Consider the following 18,546-nt stretch of genomic DNA (forward strand, 5'->3'; position numbering starts at 1 on the left):
ATGAAGAAGGAAAATATATATGATATACTAAAAGGGAAGTTCCTTATAAAGGATGACGCGATCAAAAATTGGCGCTTCATCGTTTTTGCTTCATTTCTAGCTTTGATCATGATTGCAAGTTCGCATTGGGCAGATGAAAAAGTACACAAAATTGCAAGGCTCAATGATGAAGTAAAAGAATTGAAAAGTGAGTTTGTAGAAGCGAGGACAACATTGCAGCAATTAAAACTAGAATCGTATATCACCGAAAAAGTTGCCAAAATAGGATTGGCACCATCTGAAAATCCGCCAAAAAAAATTAGAGTAAAGTCACAACAATAAAATAAATGCCAGTAACCGAAAAAAACATATTAAATCGTTTATATTTTGTCGCAGGAGGTATGTTTCTCTTCGCGATAGCGGTTGTGGTGCAATTGGTAAATGTCCAATTTGTAGAAGGTGACAAGTACAAAGCATTGGCTGAAGAACGCACACTACGAAAAGCAATCATTGAGCCAAGTAGAGGAAATGTATATGCAGATGATGGAAGCTTACTAGCAACTTCAGTATCTAAATATGATATCTTTTTTGATACAAAAACAGTCAATAAAACGGTTTTTACAGACAATGTAAAAGCGCTGTCTGACTCACTATCAAAATTACTTGGAAAATCTTCTTCATATCACGAAAACAGAATTACGAAGGCATGTACAAACAAAGCGCAGTTTTTTCCAATAGCTAAGAATTTAAGTTACGCAGAATATATACGTATTAAGAAATTTCCAATTTTTAAACGTGGAACTTTTAGAGGTGGATTTATTGATAAAGTAAAAACAGTACGCGAACATCCCATTGGAGGAATTGCTAGACGTACAGTTGGTCACGAACTCAAAGATAAAGATGGGCATTACACAAAAGTTGGTTTAGAAGGAGCTTTTGGTAAATATTTACGTGGAAAAGAAGGAAGTCGCCTAGAGCAAAAAATTGCAAAAGGACAATGGAAGCCTGTATCAAACGACAATGATTTAGAGCCGCAAGATGGTTTTGATATTATATCTACTGTCAATGTAAATATTCAAGATATTGCGCATCATGCATTGTTAGAGCAGTTAGAAAAGTATAAAGCGGATCATGGTTGTGTGGTGGTAATGGAAGTTGCAACTGGTGAAATAAAAGCAATTTCAAACCTAGGAAGAAACAGTAAAGGGAATTATTCGGAACGTCTGAATTATGCAGTAGGAGAAAGACATGAACCAGGTTCTACTTTCAAATTAATGGCTATGGTTGCGGCTTTAGAAGACAAAGTAATTGATAGTGATTATCTGGTAAATACAGGAAATGGAAAACTTACATTTTATGGTAAAACTGTAGAAGATTCCAACAGACGTGGATACGGAACTATTACAGCATCCAGAGCATTTGAAGTTTCTTCGAATGTTGGAGTTGTGAAAATTATTGATGATTTCTACGGAAAAAATCCAAGAAAATTTGTGGACAGGCTCTACAGTATGAACCTTAACAACACACTCGATTTGCCTATTACAGGTGAAGGAATACCAATTGTTCCACATCCAAACGATAAAACCTGGAGTGGAATATCATTGCAATGGATGGCGTATGGTTACGGTGTTGAATTAACTCCATTACAAATACTAGCTTTCTATAATGCGATTGCTAACAATGGCGAATTGGTACGACCACGATTTGTAAAAGCAGTTCGTGAAAACTGGTATACAGACGAGCAAAAATTCGAAAAAGAAGTCATTAATCCATCAATATGTTCTAAAGAAACCGTAGCAAAAGTCAAAAAGATGATGCAAAATGTGGTTGAAAAAAAGCACGGAACAGGAAATGGCTTGTATTCTCCAGATTTCTCTATGGCAGGAAAAACAGGAACCTGTCAAAAAAACTATGGAGGAAAACGAAGTGAAATAAAATACATTTCAAGTTTCGCAGGATTCTTTCCTGTAGAAAATCCTAAGTATTCATGCATTGTGGTAATTCATGAACCAGTGCAAGAAATAGGATATTACGGAGCAGATGTATCTGGACCTGTATTCAAAAAAATTGCACACAAAATATATAGAGACACACCAATTTTTGATGAAGTAGAAAGTATTGATGTTGTAGATAATATAGTAGAAAGTAATTATGAGGATTATCGTGAGAAATCGATAAAATATAAAACCATTATACCAAATGTTGTAGGAATGCCAGCAATGGATGCCATTCCGCTACTAGAAAACTTAGGATTGCGCGTAGAAATTAAAGGAAGCGGAAAAGTGACGAAACAGTCATTGGAAGCAGGTTTGAAAATAGGAACTGAAAAACGAATTGTATTAGAGTTATCGTGAAAAAACTAAAAGACATATTATATAAGGTTCATATCGAAGCGGTTACTGGCGATACAAATATCGATGTGCGCGAATTGGTTTTTGATTCACGAAAAGTGCAATTAAATGATGTTTTTGTGGCTATCAAAGGATATGAGTTTGATGGACATAGTTATATTGATTCTGCTATAAAATCGGGTGCTGTTGCTATTATTTGCGATGAAATTCCAGAAAATATTAGCAATGGAGTCACATACATTCAAGTTGATAATGGAAGCAGTGCGTTGGCAATAATGGCGTCAAACTTTTATGGGAATCCTTCAGAAAACTTAAAACTGATCGGAGTTACTGGAACCAACGGAAAAACGACGGTTGCTACCTTATTATATCAACTATTTAAAAAAGCTGGATACAAAGTTGGACTGCTTTCTACAGTGAAAATTTTGGTAGATGATACGGAGTACAAAGCAACGCATACAACACCAGATTCATTAACGATCAATAGGTATTTGCAAAAAATGAATCACGAAGGTGTAGAATACTGCTTTATGGAAGTTTCTTCACACGGAATTCATCAAAAAAGAACAGCAGGATTGGTGTTTCAAGGTGGAATATTCACGAACCTTTCACACGATCACTTAGACTATCACGATACGTTTGCAGAATACAGAGATGTCAAAAAGAAATTCTTTGACGAATTGCCAAAAGAAGCTTTTTGTTTAGTCAATATAGATGATAAAAATGGTTTGGTAATGTTGCAAAATACCAAAGCAAAAAAACATACATACGCGCTAAAAACCTATGCAGACTATCGTGCGCAAATCTTGGAAAATAGATTCGCAGGATTGCTTTTAAAAATAAATGACAATGAAGTTTGGGCAAAACTCATCGGAAGTTTCAATGCGTATAATCTATTATCTATTTACGCTACGGCGGAATTATTAGGTCTGGAAGAAATTGAAATCTTACGATTAATGAGTGAGCTTGAAAGTGTAAGTGGGCGCTTTGAATATTTCATAACAAAAAATAAAATAACAGCAATTGTTGATTATGCGCATACGCCTGATGCTTTAAAAAATGTATTGCAAACCATCAATAATATTCGTACAGGAAACGAGCAACTCATTACGGTAGTTGGTTGTGGTGGTGATCGTGATGTGACCAAACGTCCAAAAATGGGCAATATCGCATCAGCACTAAGTACAAAAGCAATATTTACATCAGACAATCCGCGAAGTGAAGATCCGATAGCAATCATCGAAGCAATAGAAAAAGGAGTAGAGCCGCAAAACTATAAAAAAACACTATCGATCACAGATAGAAAACAAGCGATAAAAACGGCATGTCAAATGGCAAACGATAATGACATCATTCTCATTGCAGGAAAAGGACATGAAACCTACCAAGAAGTCAACGGAGAACGAACTGATTTTGACGATTACAAAATTGCCAAAGAAATACTAGACAATCTCAACGAATAACGAATTATAAAAGCGCGCAACAACAAAGAATATGTTATACTATTTATTTGAATATCTCGAACAACAATACCAGTTTCCAGGAGCATCCTTATTCGGATACTTGAGTTTTAGGGCGGCAATGGCTGTGATTTTCTCGTTGTTGATTTCTATGATTTTCGGAAAAAAAATTATCAACTACTTGCGCTCAAAACAAATTGGAGAAACGGTACGTGATTTAGGATTAGCTGGGCAAAAGGAAAAAGCAGGAACGCCAACCATGGGAGGAATCATCATCATTTTGGCAACCTTAGTTCCTGTATTACTTTTTGCGAAGCTTGAAAATATATACATCATTCTACTTATTGTCACAACAATTTGGATGGGAATTATTGGCTTTATAGATGATTACATCAAAAAGTTTAAAAATGACAAAAAAGGACTCAAAGGAAAATTTAAAATACTAGGGCAACTAGGTCTGGGAATCATTGTAGGTGCTACATTATTCTTTAATCATGATGTCACTATTCGTGAAGAATTACCTGCCAGTCAACAGCAGGAATTAGTCATGAATTCAAATGCTCCGACGACGAAGTTTGGTGAAGAAAAGCGTTCAATGAAAACGACAATTCCGTTCGTTAAAAATAACGAATTTGATTATGCAAAACTTGTTACTTGGATCAATCCAGACTATGCGAAATATGCGTGGTTGGTGTTTATTCCAATAGTCATATTCATCATCATGGCAGTTTCTAACGGAGCAAACCTTACTGATGGAATTGACGGACTCGCCGCAGGAACTTCGGTCATAATAGTACTCACACTAGGAATATTTGCGTGGATTTCAGGAAACCTGATTTTCTCCGAATATTTGAATGTCATGTACATACCAAGAGCAGGAGAAATCACCATTTACATTGCCGCCTTTGTGGGAGCGTTAATTGGGTTTCTGTGGTATAACACCTATCCAGCACAAGTATTTATGGGAGATACGGGAAGTTTGACCATTGGAGGAATCATTGCGGTAATTGCAATTGCAATTCGTAAAGAATGGCTTATTCCAATCCTTTGCGGAATCTTCTTAGCGGAAAACCTGTCGGTCGTCATGCAAGTGAGTTATTTCAAATACACAAAAAAGAAATTTGGTGAAGGAAGAAGAATATTTAAAATGTCGCCATTGCATCATCACTATCAGAAACTAGGATATCACGAAAGTAAAATTGTAACCAGATTCTGGATTATCGGAATTCTACTAGCAATTCTAACAATTGTAACATTGAAACTGAGGTAGTGGATGGTTGTTAGTTGTTGGTTCTTGGTTGTTAGCAAAAACAAATTGAGAAATAACACATAAACAAAAAGATGAAAAATAGTGATGAGTTATGATTGAAAAAACAAGCAACCAACAACAAATAACTAGCAACTAAAAAGAAAAAGTAGTGCAAAAACAACGATTGGTCATATTAGGAGCAGGAGAAAGTGGTGTAGGAACCGCGATTTTAGGAAAGAAAGAAAGCTATGATGTATTTGTTTCAGACAAATCAGTTGTAAAAGAAAATTACAAAAACGTTCTGAATCAGTTTGAAATTGAATGGGAAGAACAGCAGCATACGGAAGCAAAAATTTTCAATGCTGATGTTGTAATGAAAAGCCCAGGGATTCCAGATACAATTCCTTTAGTGAAAGAATTAAAAGCAAGGGGAATTGCGGTGATTTCTGAAATCGAATTTGCAGTACAATTTACAGATGCAACGATTGTAGGGATTACAGGAAGTAACGGAAAAACAACAACGACAATGTTAGCGCATCATGTATTAAAGCAAGGTGAATTAAATGTTGGAGTTGCAGGAAATATGGGAGACAGTTTTGCAAAGCAAGTTGCAGAGCAATCTTATGATACATATGTGTTGGAATTAAGCAGTTTTCAGTTAGATGGAATCATTGATTTCAATCCGCACATTGCGATCATTACCAACATTACGCCCGATCATTTAGATCGATACGATTACAAGTTTGAAAACTATATCGCTTCAAAATTTAGAGTTGCGATGAATCAAACAGAAAAGGATTATCTCATTTATGATGCAGATGATGAAGTCGTTGTGGAAGGACTAAAAACACACAAAATAAAATCGACATTAATACCATTTTCACTCAAAAATAAGCTAGAAAATGGTGCGTATATAGAAGACAAAAATATAATACTAACGATACAAAATAAGACAATAACTATGCCGACGGACTCGCTAGCACTAGAAGGACAACACAATGTGAAAAACGCAATGGCAGCTTCTGCAGTAGCACAACTATTAAACATCAGAAAACAAACCATACGTGAAAGTATGTCAGGATTTCAAGGTGTAGAACATCGCTTGGAAAAAGTGTTAAAAATTCAAAATGTTCAGTACATCAACGATTCCAAAGCAACGAATATCAACGCAACCTATTATGCGCTAGAAAGCATGACAACGCAAACCGTTTGGATTGTTGGAGGTGTTGACAAAGGAAACGATTACTCAGATTTATTACCGTTAGTACACGAAAAAGTAAAAGCAATAGTTTGCTTAGGAGTTGATAACTCAAAAATAATAGAATCGTTTGGTAGAGTTGCAGACTTAATGGTAGAAACTACTTCTATGGATGAAGCGGTGAAAATTTCACACAAAATCGCAGAAAAAGGAGATAATGTATTATTGTCACCAGCGTGTGCAAGTTTCGATTTATTCGAAAACTATGAAGAGCGAGGAAAGCAATTCAAAGCAGCAGTAAGAAACCTATAATGTTGAAATTATAAATGCTTAATATAAAATTTTAATTGTAATTTTTTTTAATAACAAATAACAAATAACAAATAACAAATAACAAATAACAAATAACAAATAACAAACAACAGACAACAAATAATGAATACCATCTTTAAAAACATAAAAGGAGATAGAGCGCTTTGGGCAGTAGTTGCCTTACTAGCGCTATTCTCGTTTTTACCTGTATATAGCGCAAGTAGCAACTTAGCGTATTTATATGGAGATGGAAATACGTTAAAATTCTTAGTAAAACATGCATCGCATTTATTTCTAGGATTTGCCATTATATATGGAGTGCATCGCATGCCATATCACTATTTCAAAGGCTTGTCTATCATAATGTTGCCAATAGTTTTGTTCTTTCTAATCTATACGCTAGCACAAGGCACAACAATTGGAGGAGCAAATGCAAGTCGCTGGATGCGCATTCCTTTTGTGGGAATCAAATTTCAAACATCCACATTGGCAAGTGTTGTTTTAATGATTTATGTAGCACGATATCTATCAAAAATAAAAGACAAAGTCGTTACGTTTAAAGAAACAATTTTACCGCTTTGGGTTCCAGTGTTTATCATAGTTGGGTTGATATTACCCGCAAACTTTTCAACCACAGCAATCATCTTTTCAATGGTGTTAATGTTGTGTTTTTTGGGAGGTTATCCGTGGAAATACCTCTTAATGGTAGTGGGTTCAGGAATAATTGGATTGCTATTATTTATTGTGATTGGAAGAGCAATTCCAGGACCAATACAGGTGAAAATACAAACATGGGAAAATCGTGTTTCTAACTATTGGAGTGGAAATGTAAAAGAAAATAACGAAGGGAATTACCAAATAGATCGCGCTAAGATTGCGATTGCAAGCGGAGGTGTTCTTGGAGTTGGCTCAGGAAAGAGCGTTATGAAAAACTTATTGCCGCAAAGTGCGTCTGACTTTATATATGCAATCATTGTAGAAGAATATGGTTTAGTAGGAGGTTTATCGTTACTCTTTCTGTACATGTTATTACTTTTTCGGATTGTAATTGTAGCGCACAAGGCAGATACAATATTTGGAAAATTACTCGCCATTGGTGTCGGATTGCCTATCGTATTTCAGGCACTCATCAACATGGCAGTTGCGGTAGAATTATTTCCAGTAACAGGGCAAACCTTACCGCTAATCAGTAGTGGAGGAACCTCAATTTGGATGACATGTTTAGCTATCGGAATTGTGTTAAGTGTAAGTAAAAAGCGAGAAGAAATATTAGAACAAAAAGAAAAGGACGAAAATCCGTTGGCGGTTTTGAGTGAAGCACTTTGATTTTAGATTGTTGATTTACGATTTTTGATTTGAAATATGAAAGAGATTTTGAAAAATAGAACTAAAAGGTTTGCTTCAGATTGTTGGAAGCTATGTTCTAAATTTCCAATCTCAAGAGAGTATAATGCGTATTGTAATCAATTGATACGATGTTCATCATCAGTTGGAGCTAATTATAGAGCAGCTTGTAGAGCTAAATCAAAAGCTGACTTTATATATAAATTAAAAATAGTAGAAGAAGAAGCAGACGAGAGCATGTATTTTTTGGAATTATTTTCTGAGATAACAGATAAAGAAAAAAATGAAATAAATCGTTTGCACAAAGAAGCTAATGAAATTTTATCAATCATAATTTCGTCAATAAAGACAATAAAAAGTCGCAAATAATAAATAATCATAAAGAATAGTTTTTATAAATAGCGCAAGAGTAAGTAGAAATAAAAAAACAAAATATAATTAGCGAAAAGACAGCAAAAAGTCACAAATCGTAAATCAAAAATCGTAAATCGAAAATGAACAAGCAATCATACAAAATCATACTATCAGGTGGTGGAACAGGCGGACATATCTATCCTGCGATTGCGATTGCGAACGAATTAAAAAAACGCTATCCAGAATCAGAGTTTCTATTTGTAGGTGCTAAAGATCGAATGGAAATGGAAAAAGTACCACAAGCAGGATACAAAATTGAAGGTTTGTGGATTTCAGGATTGCAACGAAAATTAACATTAAAAAACATGATGTTTCCGTTCAAGCTCATAAGTAGTTTGATGAAGTCGAGAAAAATTGTCAAAAAATTCAAGCCAGATGTCGTAATCGGTACTGGCGGATTTGCAAGTGGACCTTTGCTAAAAATTGCATCAGGAAGAAAAATACCTGCATTAATTCAAGAACAGAATTCGTATGCAGGTAAAACAAACAAATGGTTAGCAAAGCAAGTGCAAAAAATATGTGTTGCGTATGATAACATGGAGCGCTTCTTTCCAAACGAAAAAATTATAAAAACTGGAAATCCTGTACGACAAGATTTATTAGAAATAACAAGTAAAAGAACAGAAGCAAAAGCATTCTTTCAGTTAAAAGAAAATACAAAAACGGTATTAATTATTGGTGGAAGTTTGGGTGCAAGAAGAGTCAATCAATTAATAGAAAAAGAATTGAATTTCTTCAAAGATCAAAATGTGCAATTGATCTGGCAATGCGGAAAATTCTATTACGAACACTATAAAAAACACAACGAATTGGCGCATGTACAAGTGCATCAATTTGTCAATAAAATGGACTTGGCGTATGCTGCTGCAGATGTGATCATTTCACGCGCAGGCGCAAGTTCGGTATCGGAATTATGTATTGTAGGGAAACCTGTAATCTTTATTCCGTCGCCAAATGTAGCAGAAGATCATCAAACGAAAAATGCATTGGCAATCACAGAGAAAAATGCAGGAATCTTAATTAGAGAAAGTGAATTAGATGCACAGTTTGAAACAACATTTGAAGCATTAATCCAATCAGAAGAAAAACAAGCTGATTTAGGAAAAAAAATAAAAGAATTAGCATTGCCAGACGCAACATTGCGAATTGTAGATGAAGTTGAAAAATTATTGAATACGTAGAAGAGTGAATTTAAATAGTATACATAACGTTTATTTTGTAGGCATTGGCGGAATCGGAATGTCTGCCTTGGCACGCTATTTTAAATTCAATAATAAAAATGTAGCGGGTTACGACAAAACCAAAACTGAAATCACAAACGGTTTGGAAGCACTTGGAATTAAAGTTTCCACGAAAGACGATGTGGCAGAAATTCCTGCGGAATATCTCAACAAAGAAAACACGATCATCATTTATACGCCTGCTGTTCCGAGTTCGCATGCCGAATTAACCTATTTCCGTGAAAACGATTTCAACATATACAAAAGAGCAGAAGTACTTGGGTTAATTACAAAAGATACTTTCTGTTTGGGAGTTGCAGGAACACATGGAAAAACCACAACATCTAGCATTTTAGGACATTTGTTGGCGGAATCGGGAGTAGATGTAACCGCTTTTTTAGGTGGAATTGCAGAAAATTACAACTCTAATTTAATCCTAAAAGGAAATGAAATAACTGTTGTAGAAGCAGATGAGTTTGATCGTTCGTTTTTACAGCTTTCGCCAGATATTGCTTGCATCACATCAACCGATGCAGATCATTTAGATATCTACGGAGAAAAAGAAGCATTGTTAGATTCGTTTATCGAATTTACCAAATGCATCAAGCCAAACGGAAAATTATTAGTACAAGAAGATATTCAGTTAGATGGAATCACTTATGGATTTAAAGAAACATCTAACTATCATATAAAAAACATTCACATACAAAATGGAGCGTATGTGTTTGACATAGTAACACCATTGAGAGTCATTGAAGACATTCAATTTTATTTGCCCGGACGACACAACTTGTTAAACGGTCTAGTAGCTTTCGCGATGGCGGACATTATAGGTACCCCAGCCGACCGCCTCGCCAAAGCTTTGGGAACTTTTACAGGAGTAAAGCGAAGATTTTCCTATCAAATTAAAACGGAAGATTTTGTCTTTATTGATGATTATGCGCATCATCCAACAGAAATAAATGCATTGCATCAAGCGGTACGTGAAATGTATCCTGAAAAAAAAATAACAGCAATATTTCAACCGCATTTATTCAGTAGGACAAAAGATTTTGCAGATGAATTTGCGGAAAGTCTAGCGCAGTTTGATGAACTAATTTTATTAGAGATCTATCCCGCAAGGGAAAAACCAATTTCAGGGATTACGTCAAGTTGGTTGCTGGATAAAATAAAAAATGACCAAAAACAATTGGTTGCAAAAGAAAATTTGATCGATCATATTTCGGGCATTTCAACAGATGTTTTAGTAACTGTTGGTGCTGGAGATATTGGAGCAGAAGTAGTAAAAATTAAAAATTTATTTACAATTGAACATTAATTGGAATCTCATAAAAGGAATTGCAATTGTCGCAATATTGATCTTTCTATATGCCTTTTCGGCGAATAGAAATGCAACGCGTACCATTGAAAATCCAGACATAAAGTTCCTCGAAAGAGAGCAAGATTTCATTACGCGAGCGATGGTTAATAAATTGTTAATACAAAAAACAGATACGGTTACGAACGTACGAAAAGAACAACTAGATTTGGATGTTCTAGAGGAACGTTTACTGGCGAATGAAATGATTCAAGATGCAGAAGTGTATCTGTCTGTAAATGGGACTCTTGGTGCGAAAATTAAACAGCGAACACCAATTGCACGTATCGCAACAAAAGACTCTTATTACATCGATTCTGAAGGGAAGGCTATGCCTTTGTCTTCGGTTTCTGCTGCTAGAGTTCCATTTGTGGAAGGAAAAGTGGATAAAAAAGAGTTGCAAAACATATATGTACTGGCAACATATATTGCTAAAGATGACTTCTTAAAAAAGAATGTGATCTCCATAGTACAAAATGAAAACAAAACATTCAATCTAAAATTAAGAACGAATGATTTTGTTGTGCTATTTGGCAACATAAAAAATATAGAGATGAAGGTGAATAATCTGAAAGCGTTTTACAAAAAAGCAACAAAAGACAAAACGTTGAATGATTATGCAAAAGTTGATTTAAAATTTACCAATCAGGTAGTGTGCACCAAAAAATAAGTCATGGAAAACAATAACATCGCAGTAGGATTAGATATAGGAACCACAAAGATTGTGGCAATGATTGGGCGAAGAAATGAATACGGTAAGCTCGAAATTCTTGGAGTAGGAAAATCCAAGAGTCTCGGTGTGCATCGTGGTGTCGTAAATAATATTACACAAACGATTCAATCCATACAACAAGCAGTTCAAGGAGCAGAAACAGATTCTTCCGATTATAAAATAACGGAAGTTGTGGTTGGAATTGCAGGACAACACATTCGTAGTTTACAACACAGCGATTACATTACACGTGCCAATGCAGATGAAGTAATTGATGAAGCTGATATTGATTTATTAATCAATCAAGTATATAAATTGGTGATGCTTCCTGGAGAAGAAATCATTCATGTGCTTCCGCAAGAATATAAAGTAGATGGGCAAGCAGAAATTAAAGAACCAATTGGAATGTATGGCGGACGACTAGAAGCAAATTTCCATGTAGTTGTGGGACAAGTTTCTTCAATCAGAAATATTGGTCGTTGCGTTAAAAGTTCTGGATTGGATCTGGCAGGAATTACGCTAGAACCGTTAGCATCCGCGAATGCTGTATTAAGTCAAGAAGAAAAAGAAGCAGGAGTTGCTTTAATTGATATAGGAGGTGGAACAACCGATTTAGCCATTTTTAAAGATGGAATCATTCGCCACACGGCAGTGATACCATTTGGAGGAAATGTCATTACAGAAGATATCAAAGAAGGTTGCTCAATCATAGAAAAACAAGCAGAATTACTCAAAATAAAATTTGGATCTGCTTGGCCAGGAGAAAACAAAGACAACGAAATTGTCTCTATTCCTGGATTAAGAGGAAGAGAACCAAAAGAGATTACATTAAAGAATCTCTCAAAAATAATTCATGCACGTGTTGTTGAAATCGTAGAACAAGCGTACTTAGAAATTAAGAATTACGGACATGAAGAACAAAAGAAAAAACTAATTGCAGGAATTGTGTTGACAGGTGGCGGAAGTCAGTTAAATCACTTAAAGCAATTGGTTGAATACATTACCGGAATGGATACCCGAATTGGATATCCAAACGAACATCTAGCAGGCGATTCGGACCCAGATATGGCAAGTCCGTTATACGCAACTGCTGTTGGATTGGTAATGAACGCAGTAGAAAACCAATCAAAAGTTGTCGTCGAAGAAGAAGTTGTGGAATCACCTACAGAAACAATTTCAGAAGCTGAATCAGCTCTCGAAGACAACGAAGAACATACCAATAACAGTGCTCCAATACAATCGGAACCAAAAAAAGAACGCAAGTCGATCTTTGAAAAATGGGCCGATAAGTTGAAAGATTTTTTAGATAACGCAGAATAATAAAAAACCAGTTTTAAGAATTATGAGTAGCAACACAGAATTCGGAAACATTTCATTTGACTTACCAAAGAATCAGTCGAATGTAATAAAAGTGATCGGTGTAGGCGGTGGCGGAAGTAATGCCATCAACCACATGTTCCAACAAGGAATAAAAGGCGTAGACTTTGTGATTTGTAATACAGATTCACAAGCACTACAAAACAGTCCAGTGCCTAATAAAATACAATTAGGAGTCTCGTTGACGGAAGGACTTGGTGCAGGAGCCAATCCGGAAGTTGGAGAAAAGGCAGCCTTAGAAAGTATTGAAGATATTGGGATGATGCTCGATACCAATACAAAAATGGTGTTTATCACTGCCGGAATGGGCGGTGGAACAGGAACAGGAGCTGCGCCAGTAATAGCAAAATTAGCCAAAGATAAAGATATACTTACCGTAGGTATTGTAACGATTCCTTTTAAGTTTGAAGGAAGAATGCGTAATGCACAGGCACGTGTTGGAGTTGAAAAACTACGTTCGCATGTTGATTCGTTGATTGTAATTAACAATGACAAACTAAGAGAAGTTTACGGAAACTTAGGATTTAAAGCAGGATTCTCTAAAGCAGATGAAGTACTTTCTACAGCTTCTAGAGGAATTGCAGAAGTAATAACGCATCACTACACGCAAAATATTGACTTGCGCGATGCGAAAACAGTGTTGTCTAATAGTGGAACAGCGATCATGGGATCTTCTAATGCTTCAGGTGCAAATCGTGCCAGCGAAGCCATTATGAAAGCCTTAGATTCTCCATTGTTGAATGATAACAAAATTGATGGAGCTAAAAACGTACTGTTGCTTATCGTTTCTGGTTCAGAAGAAATAACGATTGATGAAATCGGAGAAATTAACGATCATATTCAAACCGAAGCTGGTGGTAGTGCAAACATTATTATGGGTGTTGGTGAAGATGAAACGTTGGAAGATGCTATTTCTGTAACCATTATTGCGACAGGTTTTGACGTAGATCAACAAGATGAAATCGTGAATACAGAATCTAAAAAAGTGATTCACACATTAGAAGACGATCAACCTGCAGTTCAAAATTTAACTCCAAAATCAACCTCAGTTGTAACGCCGACAATTCCGCCACAACCAGTTGAGGAAGTTGCACCAAAAAAGCCAGAAGTAATTCGTCATACATTGGTAGATGATACAGCAACGCTTAATTTGATTCCAACAACGGAACTCATTAAAAACATGAATGTTGTTTATGAAGAAGTGAAGGCGAGACAAGTTGAAGAAGAGTTTGTTATTACAACTTTGACTGATGAAATTAAGTCAATTGAGGTAAATGATCCTGAATTTGTAATTGCAGACGAAAAAGATGAGGAAGAAAACCAAATTTCTTTTACCTTTGACATGCCGTTAGCAAATACTGTACAGGAAGAAGCTCCAAAACAGGAAGAAAATGTAGTGAGATTTGACTTATCGTCAGAAGAAGTAAAGTCTATTGAGGTAAATGACCATGTAGAAGTGATTCCTGTGACAGAAGTTCATGACAAAGGTGTCACACGTTACAGTTTAGACGACTATATGGATGAAGAATCGGCTTCAGAAAAAAATATTTCTCAAGCGGCTGAAGATGGTATAGTTTTTGAGAAGAAAATAGTCGAAACTCCGATTGAAGAAACTCCAGTTGCTGAAAGTACAGATCCTGTAAATAGCACTATTGAAGAGAGTTTAAAAAGTAGAACGGACGAACGAAAGAGAAAGTTAAAAGAATTTAATTATAAATTCAATAACAATAATGTTAATCGTATTGAAGAAATTGAGAAACAGCCAGCTTATAAAAGAGCAGGTATTGAACTTAACGAAGGCAAAACGGCTGACAATACTACTTCCCGAACCAGTTTAGGTACGGATAGTAATGATGATATGCAATTGAGAAATAACAATTCTTTCTTGCACGACAACGTTGACTAATTAGATTTAGTACTATTATATATGTTTTTTTAGACCCGGGAATTGCTGTTCTATTTCCGGGTTTAATTTTTTATCTTCACAGCATTAAAATACAGACATCATGGGATTACAACAAGATATAATGACGGCGATGAAAACGGCTATGAAAGCCAAAGATCAAACCGCTTTAAGAGCCTTACGTGCCGTAAAATCAGAAATATTATTAGCAAATACTAGCGGTTCTGGCGAAGAGTTGTCAGAAGAAGATGGAATCAAGTTATTGCAAAAGCTAGTAAAGCAGCGTAAAGACAGCGCAGCAATTTATTTAGAACAAGACAGAAAAGATTTAGCACTTCCTGAGATCGATGAAGCAGAAGTAATTAGTCAATTCTTACCTGAAGCATTAAGCGAAGAAGAAGTTGAAAAAGTAGTTGTTATGACTATTGATAGTATTGGCGCTACAGGAATGAAAGACATGGGAAAAGTGATGGGGATTGTTTCTAAAGAATTGGCTGGTCAGGCAGATGGAAAAACCATTTCTACGATTGTAAAGGCAAAACTGTCTAACTAGAATTTCAACTATACTTTATCGAATAAGTTTCCCGTTTTCACGGGAACACAAGGCTGCGTAGTTCAACTGGATAGAATATCAGATTTCGGCTCTGAGGGTTGGGGGTTCGAATCCCTTCGCGGTCACATCAAGCAAGAAACCATGTCATTTGGCATGGTTCTTTGTTTTTAGAGCAAAGCCAAACAGCGTTTGAGTTTTGCCCTAAAAACAAAGAACTAGAGCGTAAGCTCGTGGTTTCTTATTTGCAGCAGTGAGCTACAAGGGATCATGAAATAATCCCTTCACGGTCACCAAAATCGTAAAACCTGTAATTTAAAAGATTACAGGTTTTTGTTTTTTATACCCGAACAGATAGTTTGTATAAATCTTTGATTTTCAAATATTTGATAGTTAGAATTATTCTTATTTTTTTGAAGAACTGAATTATCTATCTAGAATATGAAAAACTTATCTATTTATCTTAAGAATTAGCATTCTATAAATTTAGGACTTTATGTAATTCATTATCAGAGTCCAAAACGTTTGAGAAATTCATTTTTGTGTCTTTTTCCTATAGGAATTTTATGTTTCTGAATAATTGCTTGATTACCATCTATTTCATTAACTTTTTTAAGTGCTACAATATAAGATTTATGAACACGCATAAAATTAGATGTTGGCAATAAATCTTCTAACTCTTTTAAAGAATAGAGCCCTAAAACTCGTTTCGTTTTAGTATAAAAGTTTACATATTCCAAAGCGCCTTCAATGAATAAAATCTCATCATAAAAAACTTTATGAATTTTACGATCAGACTTGATAAGCATAAAGCCTATATTTTCTTTTGTTAAAGTTGTTTCTGTAGAAACCTTTTCTTTTTTATCTTCTTTATGAGCTAAACGTTTTAAGCGTATAATTTCAGTAGCTTTATTAATAGCTTTTATAAATCTAGGTAAGGAAAAAGGTTTTAATAAATATTCAACAACATCTAATTCATAACCTTGGAGAGCAAATTCTGAATATGCTGTTGTAAAAATAATAACTGGCTTCTTTTGTAAACTTTTTATAAAATCAATTCCTGTTAGGTCTGGCATTTGGATATCACAAAAAATCAAATCAACTGAATTTCTGTGAACATAATCAAGAGCATTTAAAGCGTTATCAAAACTTTCTAATAAGTGAACTTGAGGTAACTTTCCTATATAATCAATCAATAACTTACGCGCTAGAAATTCATCATCAATAATAATACAATTGATAGGTTCCATACTAATCTAAATTAATGGTTAGTTTAACATTATAGCTCTCTTTATCATTATTAATAGTTAATGTATGATTTTTAGGATATAGTAATTCCAATCGTTTCTTAACATTAGCTAAACCGATTCCTCCTTCAGAGTTTAACCAGTTTTTTGCAGGTCTTTTAGGGATGGTATTATTAATTTTAAACGCTAACAATTGATTGTTATAAATATTAATATCTATGGTAACACTAGCATTTTTTTCTGTTTCAATCTTACTATGCTTAAAACTATTTTCAATAAATGGAATTATCATCATAGGAGCAATTTGAATTGATTCATTTATTTTGTCAAATTGATATTTAATATTTTGAGGTTGTTCAGTTTTTAATTGCTGAAATTCTATAAATGACTTTACATAATCTAACTCTCTAGAAAGTAATACCTTTTTGTTTTTGCAATCATAAAGCACATAGCGTAGCATATCAGACAACATTAATATTTTTTCTGGTGCTGACTTATCACCTGTATAACTTATTGCATAAATATTATTTAAAGCATTAAATAGAAAGTGAGGGTTAATTTGGCTTTTTAAAAATTTTAATTCCGTTTCGTTTTGTAATTTTTCTAAACCCTCAATTTGTTTACGTTGTTCTCTTTCTTTTCTTAAAATATAAAAAAATGTACTTACAAATATGGGAATTCCAATAATTAAAATATTCACGAAAAAGAACCATAAAATAGGAACAGGTTGGTTTTGACTATTGGGGCGAGAAGGCAATACATAGTTAATTGCTAAGACTATTATACCAAAGGACAAAATAGCAAATACAACTAATAATATAATTGAAGATAATTTATACTGAGTTGAACCATATTCAAATTTCTGAAGCAAGTATTTGGTGTTAATTCTCACGACTATTCCCTGTATAAGCGCTAAATGAATCGCAAAAAATAATGCTTCAATTGGGCTCCAATATGATAAAATACCATAATATAAAATGCTAATAATTAACCAAAAAATATATGGATTTCGTAATAAATAGCTGTTCATACATTTCAGTTTTCATCAAAATTAGAAAAATATTAGATGTAAAAAATAAAGTTCAATAAAAGAACTGTTTGTTTCAATAAACATATTGAATCCTTCAATTATGTACTATTAAAGGTTCTTAAATGCTTTTATTGAAAATTTTGATATGATGCTTGAATATCTTTTAAATACCAAAAATAAGATAACAACTTTGCGATCAACTTTATTATTTAAAGCTAGGTAAAAAAGTAATAAACTTTATCGAAATTATTAATTACATAATAAGCAATCAATTATAACATTGATATGAAATCATTTTTCAAAGAAGCACTCAGTACAATAAAAACTAGCGGCACTATAAAACCAAGCTCAAAATATTTGATTGATAACTGTTTAAAAGATATCAATTTTAAAGAAGCAAAAACGATTCTTCAATTCGGTTCAGGAGAAGGTTGCTTTACAGCAGAATTACTTTCTAGAATGTCTGAGCATACAGAACTTTTCACCTATGAGATTAATTCTCAATTTTATACTCATTGCGCTAATAGGTTTTTGCCACAAGACAATCTTCACTTATTAAATAGCTCTGCACTTGAATTTGAGGAAGTTTTAAACAAGGAATGTATTAATAAGGTTGATTGTATTGTATCTACACTTCCACTTGCTCTTTTTAAAAATACAGAAGTAAAAAACCTACTCAATAAGGTGTATAAATATTTAAATAAAAATGGTGTGTACATCCAATATCAATACAGTTTGAAATCATACCGAGAACTTAAGAAAACTTTCGATAAAGTGGACTTAAGCTTTACATTGATGAATGTGCCACCTGCATTTGTTTATACATGTTATAAAAAATAAACA

The 18,546-nt window shown here is 34.3% G+C and carries 16 protein-coding genes and 1 tRNA gene; 15 read left to right on the top strand and 2 right to left on the bottom strand.

Annotated features, from left to right (window positions below; translation table 11 throughout):
- The 14 genes from ACRBBL_RS25080 (at position 1) to ACRBBL_RS25145 (ending at position 15,554) form a co-directional block, all read left to right on the top strand.
- Positions 1-321 carry an FtsL-like putative cell division protein gene (locus ACRBBL_RS25080; protein WP_431371849.1) on the top strand — a complete coding sequence of 107 codons (321 nt, stop codon included), beginning with the start codon at positions 1-3 and terminating at the stop codon, positions 319-321.
- A 5-nt stretch (positions 322-326) separates the two neighbouring features.
- Entirely contained in the window at positions 327-2,333 is a 2,007-nt protein-coding gene (locus ACRBBL_RS25085; RefSeq protein ID WP_431371850.1) for a penicillin-binding protein, read from the top strand.
- Positions 2,330-3,793 carry a UDP-N-acetylmuramoyl-L-alanyl-D-glutamate--2,6-diaminopimelate ligase gene (locus ACRBBL_RS25090; protein WP_431371851.1) on the top strand — a complete coding sequence of 488 codons (1,464 nt, stop codon included), beginning with the start codon at positions 2,330-2,332 and terminating at the stop codon, positions 3,791-3,793. The genes ACRBBL_RS25085 and ACRBBL_RS25090 overlap by 4 nt, the downstream gene beginning before the upstream one ends.
- A gap of 31 nt (positions 3,794-3,824) precedes the next feature.
- A complete protein-coding gene (gene mraY, locus ACRBBL_RS25095) occupies positions 3,825-5,060 on the top strand; it encodes a phospho-N-acetylmuramoyl-pentapeptide-transferase (protein WP_431371852.1) in 1,236 nt (411 codons plus the stop codon).
- A gap of 148 nt (positions 5,061-5,208) precedes the next feature.
- Positions 5,209-6,549, top strand: coding sequence for a UDP-N-acetylmuramoyl-L-alanine--D-glutamate ligase (gene murD, locus ACRBBL_RS25100; protein ID WP_431371853.1), 1,341 nt, complete (start codon positions 5,209-5,211; stop codon positions 6,547-6,549).
- 123 nt (positions 6,550-6,672) lie between these two features.
- Positions 6,673-7,875 carry an FtsW/RodA/SpoVE family cell cycle protein gene (locus ACRBBL_RS25105; RefSeq protein WP_431371854.1) on the top strand — a complete coding sequence of 401 codons (1,203 nt, stop codon included), beginning with the start codon at positions 6,673-6,675 and terminating at the stop codon, positions 7,873-7,875.
- A 36-nt stretch (positions 7,876-7,911) separates the two neighbouring features.
- Positions 7,912-8,262: a four helix bundle protein gene (locus tag ACRBBL_RS25110; protein WP_431371855.1), complete on the top strand. Its 351-nt coding sequence runs from the start codon at positions 7,912-7,914 to the stop codon at positions 8,260-8,262.
- A gap of 125 nt (positions 8,263-8,387) precedes the next feature.
- The gene (murG, locus tag ACRBBL_RS25115; RefSeq protein ID WP_431371856.1) at positions 8,388-9,488 is read left to right on the top strand and encodes an undecaprenyldiphospho-muramoylpentapeptide beta-N-acetylglucosaminyltransferase; all 1,101 of its coding nucleotides are present in this window, start codon (positions 8,388-8,390) and stop codon (positions 9,486-9,488) included.
- A 4-nt stretch (positions 9,489-9,492) separates the two neighbouring features.
- Positions 9,493-10,845 (top strand): UDP-N-acetylmuramate--L-alanine ligase, encoded by a 1,353-nt coding sequence (murC, locus tag ACRBBL_RS25120; protein WP_431371857.1) that lies wholly within the window; start codon positions 9,493-9,495, stop codon positions 10,843-10,845.
- Entirely contained in the window at positions 10,835-11,554 is a 720-nt protein-coding gene (locus ACRBBL_RS25125; protein ID WP_431371858.1) for a cell division protein FtsQ/DivIB, read from the top strand. Before murC ends, ACRBBL_RS25125 begins: the two co-directional genes overlap by 11 nt.
- Positions 11,555-11,557: 3 nt before the next feature.
- Positions 11,558-12,916 carry a cell division protein FtsA gene (gene ftsA / locus ACRBBL_RS25130; RefSeq protein ID WP_431371859.1) on the top strand — a complete coding sequence of 453 codons (1,359 nt, stop codon included), beginning with the start codon at positions 11,558-11,560 and terminating at the stop codon, positions 12,914-12,916.
- 22 nt (positions 12,917-12,938) lie between these two features.
- Positions 12,939-14,879 (top strand): cell division protein FtsZ, encoded by a 1,941-nt coding sequence (gene ftsZ, locus ACRBBL_RS25135; protein WP_431371860.1) that lies wholly within the window; start codon positions 12,939-12,941, stop codon positions 14,877-14,879.
- Positions 14,880-14,979: 100 nt separating this feature from the next.
- Complete coding sequence (locus ACRBBL_RS25140) at positions 14,980-15,429, top strand: GatB/YqeY domain-containing protein (protein WP_431371861.1); 450 nt, start codon at positions 14,980-14,982, stop codon at positions 15,427-15,429.
- Positions 15,430-15,480: 51 nt separating this feature from the next.
- Positions 15,481-15,554, top strand: a tRNA-Arg gene (locus tag ACRBBL_RS25145).
- Between the two features lie 381 nt (positions 15,555-15,935).
- Here ACRBBL_RS25145 and ACRBBL_RS25150 read toward each other — a convergent pair.
- Together ACRBBL_RS25150 and ACRBBL_RS25155 are read right to left on the bottom strand one after the other, a co-directional pair.
- Complete coding sequence (locus tag ACRBBL_RS25150) at positions 15,936-16,676, bottom strand: LytR/AlgR family response regulator transcription factor (RefSeq protein WP_431371862.1); 741 nt, start codon at positions 16,674-16,676, stop codon at positions 15,936-15,938.
- A gap of 1 nt (position 16,677) precedes the next feature.
- Entirely contained in the window at positions 16,678-17,703 is a 1,026-nt protein-coding gene (locus ACRBBL_RS25155) for a sensor histidine kinase (protein WP_431371863.1), read from the bottom strand.
- Between the two features lie 285 nt (positions 17,704-17,988).
- Between ACRBBL_RS25155 and ACRBBL_RS25160 the strand changes: the two genes are divergently transcribed.
- Positions 17,989-18,543 (top strand): class I SAM-dependent methyltransferase, encoded by a 555-nt coding sequence (locus ACRBBL_RS25160; RefSeq protein ID WP_431371864.1) that lies wholly within the window; start codon positions 17,989-17,991, stop codon positions 18,541-18,543.
- The last annotated feature ends 3 nt before the right edge of the window (positions 18,544-18,546 follow it).

Origin of the sequence: Kordia sp., from assembly GCF_050633145.1 — a bacterium.
GTDB lineage: Bacteria > Bacteroidota > Bacteroidia > Flavobacteriales > Flavobacteriaceae > Kordia.

Bases quoted from the DNA above. Each gene is read 5' to 3' on its own strand.
- murG (WP_431371856.1), top strand. From the start codon at position 8,388: ATGAACAAGCAATCATACAAAATCATACTATCAGGTGGTGGAACAGGC.
- ACRBBL_RS25140 (WP_431371861.1), top strand. From the start codon at position 14,980: ATGGGATTACAACAAGATATAATGACGGCGATGAAAACGGCTATGAAA.
- ACRBBL_RS25105 (WP_431371854.1), top strand. From the start codon at position 6,673: ATGAATACCATCTTTAAAAACATAAAAGGAGATAGAGCGCTTTGGGCA.
- ACRBBL_RS25085 (WP_431371850.1), top strand. From the start codon at position 327: ATGCCAGTAACCGAAAAAAACATATTAAATCGTTTATATTTTGTCGCA.
- ftsZ (WP_431371860.1), top strand. From the start codon at position 12,939: ATGAGTAGCAACACAGAATTCGGAAACATTTCATTTGACTTACCAAAG.
- ACRBBL_RS25150 (WP_431371862.1), bottom strand. From the start codon at position 16,676: ATGGAACCTATCAATTGTATTATTATTGATGATGAATTTCTAGCGCGT.
- ACRBBL_RS25160 (WP_431371864.1), top strand. From the start codon at position 17,989: ATGAAATCATTTTTCAAAGAAGCACTCAGTACAATAAAAACTAGCGGC.
- ftsA (WP_431371859.1), top strand. From the start codon at position 11,558: ATGGAAAACAATAACATCGCAGTAGGATTAGATATAGGAACCACAAAG.
- ACRBBL_RS25080 (WP_431371849.1), top strand. From the start codon at position 1: ATGAAGAAGGAAAATATATATGATATACTAAAAGGGAAGTTCCTTATA.
- mraY (WP_431371852.1), top strand. From the start codon at position 3,825: ATGTTATACTATTTATTTGAATATCTCGAACAACAATACCAGTTTCCA.
- ACRBBL_RS25110 (WP_431371855.1), top strand. From the start codon at position 7,912: ATGAAAGAGATTTTGAAAAATAGAACTAAAAGGTTTGCTTCAGATTGT.
- ACRBBL_RS25155 (WP_431371863.1), bottom strand. From the start codon at position 17,703: ATGAACAGCTATTTATTACGAAATCCATATATTTTTTGGTTAATTATT.